1 protein-coding gene is annotated in these 1340 nt (G+C 68.0%); it reads left to right on the plus strand.

Annotation, left to right across the window (positions count from 1 at the left end; genetic code table 11):
• Nucleotides 1-1340 (plus strand): amino acid adenylation domain-containing protein (locus F3J45_RS29535; protein WP_167070872.1); only part of this gene is annotated, 1340 nt, incomplete at both ends.

Consider the following 1340-nt stretch of genomic DNA (forward strand, 5'->3'; position numbering starts at 1 on the left):
TTCAACGCTACCGCCACCCCGTACGACCTGAACCAGACCGTGCACGGGCTGTTCGAGCAGCGTGTGCAGGCGACGCCTGACGCACCGGCTTTGCTGTTCGGTGAGCAGCAACTGAGCTATGCCGAACTCAACCAGCGGGCCAACCGCCTGGCGCACCGGCTGATCGCTGCCGGCGTAGGCGAAGATGTCCTGGTGGGCGTGGCGGCCGAGCGCAGCCTGGAGCTGGTAGTGGGCCTGTTGGCTGTGCTCAAGGCCGGCGGCGCCTACGTGCCGCTGGACCCCGAATACCCAGCCGAACGGCTGGCTTACCTGTTCGAAGACAGCGGTATCGGCCTGCTGCTGACCCAGCCCCAGCTGGGCCTGGAGGTGCCTGCGCAGGTGCAGGTGCTGGCCTTGGATGCGGCGTTGGACGATCAGCCGAGCCATGACCCGCAGGTTCCGGTGGCCGCCGAAGCGCTGGCCTACGTGATCTACACCTCTGGTTCCACTGGCCGGCCGAAGGGGGCGGGCAACCGCCATTCGGCCCTGACCAACCGCTTGCAGTGGATGCAGCAGGCCTACGGCCTGGGCAGTGATGACCGGGTGCTGCAGAAGACCCCGTTCAGTTTCGATGTGTCGGTGTGGGAGTTCTTCTGGCCGCTGATGACGGGTGCGCAACTGGTGGTGGCGGCGCCGGGCGATCACCGCGACCCGGCGCGCCTGGTGGCGCTGATCGAGCGCCATGGGGTGAGCACGCTGCACTTCGTGCCGTCGATGCTGCAGGTGTTCCTGCAAGATGGCGGCGTGGAGCGCTGCCGCAGCCTGCGGCGGATCATCTGCAGTGGCGAAGCGCTGCAGGAGCAGACCCAGCGCCAGGTGTTCGCACGGTTGCCGTGGGCGGGGCTTTACAACCTGTACGGGCCGACCGAAGCAGCGATCGACGTGACGCACTGGACATGCCGCGAAGAAGGGCTGGACCTGGTACCGATCGGCCAGCCGATCGCCAACCTGCGCACCTACGTGCTGGACAGCGGCTTGCAGCCGGTGCCGGTGGGTGTGCTGGGCGAGCTGTACCTGGCAGGCGCGGGCTTGGCACGCGGCTATCACCGCCGTGCGGGGCTGACCGCCGAACGTTTCCCAGCGGACCCGTTCGTGGCTGGTGAGCGGATGTACCGCACGGGGGACCTGGCGCGCTACCGGGCGGACGGCACGCTGGAATACGGCGGGCGTATCGACCACCAGGTGAAGCTGCGCGGGTTGCGTATCGAGCTTGGCGAGATCGAGGCCCGGCTGCTGGAGCAAGCGCAGGTGCGCGAGGCGGCGGTGTTGGTGGTGGAGCAGCAACTGGTGGCGTACGTGGT

This window comes from Pantoea sp. Ap-967, assembly GCF_011752565.1.
Classification (GTDB): Bacteria; Pseudomonadota; Gammaproteobacteria; order Pseudomonadales; family Pseudomonadaceae; genus Aquipseudomonas.